This is a genomic window from Methyloceanibacter marginalis (assembly GCF_001723295.1).
Lineage (GTDB): Bacteria > Pseudomonadota > Alphaproteobacteria > Rhizobiales > Methyloligellaceae > Methyloceanibacter > Methyloceanibacter marginalis.
Genome location: NZ_LPWD01000265.1, coordinates 1 through 4,333, shown reverse-complemented (window position 1 = coordinate 4,333; position 4,333 = coordinate 1). Strand labels below are relative to the sequence as shown.

Annotated in this window: 6 protein-coding genes and 1 pseudogene; all 7 read right to left on the bottom strand. The window is 61.6% G+C overall.

What is annotated here, in order from left to right; all coding sequences use genetic code 11:
- Nucleotides 1-234: 234 nt before the first annotated feature.
- Entirely contained in the window at nucleotides 235-1,305 is a 1,071-nt protein-coding gene (locus AUC71_RS10175) for a MaoC family dehydratase (RefSeq protein ID WP_069624172.1), read from the bottom strand.
- Nucleotides 1,302-1,625, bottom strand: coding sequence for a DMT family transporter (locus tag AUC71_RS10170; protein WP_069624171.1), 324 nt, complete (start codon nucleotides 1,623-1,625; stop codon nucleotides 1,302-1,304). The genes AUC71_RS10175 and AUC71_RS10170 overlap by 4 nt, the downstream gene beginning before the upstream one ends.
- A 217-nt stretch (nucleotides 1,626-1,842) precedes the next feature.
- Nucleotides 1,843-1,932 carry a pyrroloquinoline quinone precursor peptide PqqA gene (gene pqqA, locus AUC71_RS10165; RefSeq protein ID WP_045363338.1) on the bottom strand — a complete coding sequence of 30 codons (90 nt, stop codon included), beginning with the start codon at nucleotides 1,930-1,932 and terminating at the stop codon, nucleotides 1,843-1,845.
- A gap of 201 nt (nucleotides 1,933-2,133) precedes the next feature.
- Entirely contained in the window at nucleotides 2,134-2,232 is a 99-nt protein-coding gene (gene pqqA / locus AUC71_RS17805; protein WP_083238261.1) for a pyrroloquinoline quinone precursor peptide PqqA, read from the bottom strand.
- A gap of 203 nt (nucleotides 2,233-2,435) precedes the next feature.
- The gene (locus AUC71_RS10160) at nucleotides 2,436-2,573 is read right to left on the bottom strand and encodes an MFS transporter small subunit (RefSeq protein ID WP_069624170.1); all 138 of its coding nucleotides are present in this window, start codon (nucleotides 2,571-2,573) and stop codon (nucleotides 2,436-2,438) included.
- Nucleotides 2,570-3,973, bottom strand: a complete 1,404-nt coding sequence (locus tag AUC71_RS10155; protein ID WP_069624169.1) for an L-lactate MFS transporter — start codon at nucleotides 3,971-3,973, stop codon at nucleotides 2,570-2,572. Before AUC71_RS10155 ends, AUC71_RS10160 begins: the two co-directional genes overlap by 4 nt.
- A gap of 265 nt (nucleotides 3,974-4,238) precedes the next feature.
- Nucleotides 4,239-4,333, bottom strand: a pseudogene (locus AUC71_RS21205) (formate dehydrogenase); the annotation flags it as partial.

The window sequence follows — 4,333 nt, the reverse complement described above, 5'->3', positions numbered from 1 at the left end:
GTCGGCGTCGAGCAGCACGCCGGTGGGCACGGCGGTGAGCGTTACCTTGCCGACCTCCTTACCGTCAGGGTCCATCAGAACCGCAGTTGCCTGATCGGCGGCGAATGCCGGGATGGCAAAGGTCAGTCCGGCAGCAAGGGCGCTTGCGCGCCAAAAAGTCTTGGGGGTCATGATCCGCCTCCTGGTCCGTGTTCCTCTCGCCAACCCAACGCACACACCCTAGCGGAGTTGCATCTAGCGCGGGAGGGCTACCCAGTAATCCATGTCGAGGACAACGCCCTCTTCGAGACTGCCGTCATCCTTAACGCCCGGGAAATCGGCGCAAGCGCGGTCCTTGACGGCGAAGGTGCGCAAGCGCAGCGCGCCCATGTCCGAGCGGCCCGGCAACTCGGCTTTGTCGAGCACCTCGCTCCAGGCATAGATGGTATCGCCGGCGAAGGACGGTGCGGCGTGGCGTGCGCCGTTCAGCCCGAGCACATGAAAGGCGTTGGCGAGGCCGTTGAAGCTCAAGCTTCGGGCGATGGAGATGATGTGGCCGCCATAAACGAGGCGGCGGCCGAAGCGCTCCTGACTTTCGCGGTGCTGGTTGAAATGCACGCGCGCGGTGTTCTGGTAAAGACGCGTCGCCATCTGGTGCTCGGCCTCCTCGATGGTCTGGCCGTCCACATGGTCGATCTTGTCCCCGACGGAATAGTCCTCCCAGCGGCGCGGCGAGCCGGCGAGCGCGTAGTCGTACACGGTGAGCTTGAGGGGAGGCAGCGCCTTGCCGAGCGTCTCCGGCTCGACGCTTTTCTCGTTGTCCGGGATGACGGTCTCCGGCGCCGGCGCGTCGAGATCGCGCTTGGTGACCATCACCCAGCGCTTGAAGGCCAGCACCACGGCGCCGTTCTGGTTGCGCCCGGTGGTGCGGACGTAGACGGTGCCGTTCTTGCCGCTCGAGTTCTGCTTGACGCCAATGACCTCGGACACCGAGGCGATGGTGTCGCCGGGATAGACGGGCTTCTCGAAACGGAACTCGGCGTAGCCGAGATTGGCGATCGCGTTGCGCGAGATGTCCGGCACGGTCTTGCCGATGACGAAGTGGAACACCAGCATGTCGTCGATGGGCGAGCGCGGATAGCCGATCGATTGCGCGAACGCATCCGAGGACTGCACGGCGAAGCGCCCGCCATAGAGCCCGGTGTAGACGCTCGTATCGCCGACCGTGACCGTGCGCGGGGTCGCATGCACGATCTTCTGGCCGAGCGTGAAGTCCTCGAAATAATTGCCGGTGACGGTCCGGTCGATCTTGTCTTGGTTGGTCATTGGGTCGGGGTTGCGTATTTGAGGCCTATGATGGAGCCGATCAGCGTGACGATGAAGAACAGCCGCAGCGCCGTGGCCGGCTCCTTATAGACGAGGATGCCGACAATGGCAGTGCCGGCGACGCCAATCCCGGTCCAAATCGCGTAGGCCGTGCCGAGGGGGATTTCCTTCAGCGACTTTTCGAGGAAAAGGAAGCCTAAAAGAATGCAAGCGGCGAAAATCAACGTCGGCCAGAGCTTGGTGAAGCCTTCGGTGAGCTTCAGGGTGGAGGCGAAGCCGATCTCGAACAGTCCGGCAAGCAAAAGATAAGCCCAGGACATGGGGTCGCACCTTCTCGCAAAATGTAGCGGGAGACGGTCAGGAGGGGGCCGTCTGGCGGGTGCGGACCTAATTTCGCGGGGGGAGGCTGTCACCCCACTTGAGGGCGCCGGAAACCTTGGAGGCACCGGAATTCCGGGGCAGGAAACCAAAATGGCGGCCCCGCATCTCGCAAGGGCCGCCATTTCAGCGAAAACGTAGAGTTCGTCTGAGCGCTAATTAAGCGCGGTCGAGCTCAGCCGGAAGATAGGAGGTGACCTCCATGCCAGCTTCAGACTCGGTAATCTCGGGTTTCAGCCACTCTTTCATGGTCGTCTCCTTTCGTTGGCTACCCTTAGAGAATGGGGAGCGCGGATGAGAACCGCATGAAGCGACCATGAACGGCATCTGACAGCGAGATTATGGGATCCTGACAGTTTGTCGCAGGCGGAAGGGCCAGGCAGCAGCACGCACAACGAAAAATGGCGGCCCCGCTATCGCTGGGACCGCCATTCTTGAAAACTTGCTAGATCAGCGCGAATTAAGCGCGGTCGAGTCAGCCGGAAGATAAGAAGTCACTTCCATACCAGCTTCGGACTCGGTGATCTCAGGCTTCAGCCACTCTTTCATGGTCGTCTCCTTCGGTGAACTTCAAGGCTAGATAATGGGGTATGGGGATGAGAGCCGCATGAAGCGTCCATGAACGCATTCTGAAAGCCGCATTAACGAATTCTGACAAGAAAAATATATCCGCAACAATGAGATAGCGATCATTCGGTGTTTTTTGGCGTGCGCCGGACCGCTCAAAGCAGCGTCTTTCGCGGATTTCGAGCCTATTGGAACAGCAGGGCCGCCTGGGCCAGGGTGTTGTAGACACCCCAAATCAGCGGAATCCCAACGAACGACCAGGCGAGCACGAGCTTGATCTTGTTCGCGCCCGAGACGTCTTCGTGATGGTCGGCGGTCATCATCCCTCCATTGAAGCCTTTAGCTCGGCCTCGGTCATATGGTGTTTGTCGTGCACGGGCCGCATCAGCCAGTTCAGAATGAAGCCCACCAGGAGCAATCCGGCCATGATGTACATGGTGACCGAATAGGCGTCGGCTTTGGGCACGCCGTTGTTGATCTGGTATTCGCGGATGTAGTTGACGAGCACCGGCCCCAGAACGCCCGCGGTGGACCATGCGGTCAACAGGCGGCCATGAATCGCGCCGACATAGCGGACGCCGAAGACATCCCTGAGATAAGCGGGGATGGTGGCGAAGCCGCCGCCATACATGGTCATGATGACACAGTAGAACAGCACAAACAGAACGATCGAGCCGGTCTGGCCCGTCCAGGGCACGGCGGCGTAGAGCGCCAGGCCCAGCGCGAAGAAGATCATGTAGGTGTTGCGCCGGCCGATATAGTCCGAGGTCGAGGCCCAGAAGAAGCGGCCGAGCATGTTGAACAGGCTCAACAAGCCGACGAAGCCTGCCGCCGCTGCGGCCGTGATCTGGCCGGGAAACATTTCCTGGCTCATGGCGGAGGCTTGGCCGAGCACGCCGATTCCCGCCGTCACGTTCAGGCAGAGCACGCCCCACAGAAGATAGAATTGCGAGGTCTTGAGCGCCTCGTCCACGTGGACGTGGGATGTGGTGACCAGCTTTTTGGCCTTGGCCGGCGCCACATAGCCCTCCGGCGCCCAGCCCTCGGGGGGGACGCGGACGATCGTGGCGCCCACCATCATAAAGAAGATGTAGATGAGGCCCATGGTGATGAAGGTGCCGGTTACGCCGACATCGGTGGGGCTGGAGAAGTACTGCATCAGCCAGACCGAAAGGGGCGAAGCGATCATCGCCCCGCCGCCGAAGCCCATGATGGCCATGCCCGTAGCCATGCCGGGGCGATCGGGGAACCAGGTGATGAGCGTCTTCACCGGCGAAATATAGCCGAGACCGAGGCCGCAACCGCCGAGCACGCCGTAGCCGAGATAGACGATCCAGAGCTGGTGCAGGTAAACACCGAGCGCGGAAATGAGAAAGCCGCCGCCGAAACACAACGCGGCGGTGAACATCGCCTTGCGCGGACCGACGCGGTCGAGCCAGGTTCCGGTGAACGCTGCGGCGAGCCCGAGGAACACGATGGCGATGGAGAAGATCCAGCCGAGCTCGGTGAGCTTCCAATCGTCAGGGGCGGATTCGGTGATGCCGATGAGTCTGGTCATCGGCAGATTGAACACACTGAAAGCGTAGACCTGGCCGATGCAGAGATGCACGCAAAGTGCGGCAGGCGGGACAAGCCAGCGGCTGAAGCCCGGCTTGGCCACCGTGTGCGACCGGTCGAGCCAATGAAAAATGCCCCCGGAGTCCGCTTGTGCTGCGGTCGTCATACGTCAAATCCCCCCTGGAAATCGCTTTGTCGTGTTTATTGCCGCTAGTCTGGCCGGGCTTCGCACGTATCGCAAGGGCTCTTGCGTCGCGGTGGCACACGTTTCGGCCGATCCCGCCGGTTGTGCGCGGCGCGTGACAGCGCCGTGACATGCGTCGTAATGCGCGAGACGTCGTGAGACGTAGAAAAGCCCCGCGCGCCAAGGGACCGGATGAGAATGCGGTGGCCCATAGCGCACGGGGGTTCATGCAAACACGGCGCGTGGCCTAGCTTGCTTTCTGGTACTTCTCGGCTTCTTCGGAGCCCTTGGTGGCATCGCCCGCCGTGTAGGAATGCGCGCCGGTGCCGGCAAGCTTGCCGC

Coding starts and splice junctions, on each gene's coding strand:
- AUC71_RS10175 (WP_069624172.1), bottom strand. CDS start 1,305: ATGACCAACCAAGACAAGATCGACCGGACCGTCACCGGCAATTATTTC.
- AUC71_RS10170 (WP_069624171.1), bottom strand. CDS start 1,625: ATGTCCTGGGCTTATCTTTTGCTTGCCGGACTGTTCGAGATCGGCTTC.
- pqqA (WP_045363338.1), bottom strand. CDS start 1,932: ATGAAAGAGTGGCTGAAACCCGAGATTACCGAGTCTGAAGCTGGCATG.
- pqqA (WP_083238261.1), bottom strand. CDS start 2,232: ATGAAAGAGTGGCTGAAGCCTGAGATCACCGAGTCCGAAGCTGGTATG.
- AUC71_RS10160 (WP_069624170.1), bottom strand. CDS start 2,573: ATGATGACCGCCGACCATCACGAAGACGTCTCGGGCGCGAACAAGATC.
- AUC71_RS10155 (WP_069624169.1), bottom strand. CDS start 3,973: ATGACGACCGCAGCACAAGCGGACTCCGGGGGCATTTTTCATTGGCTC.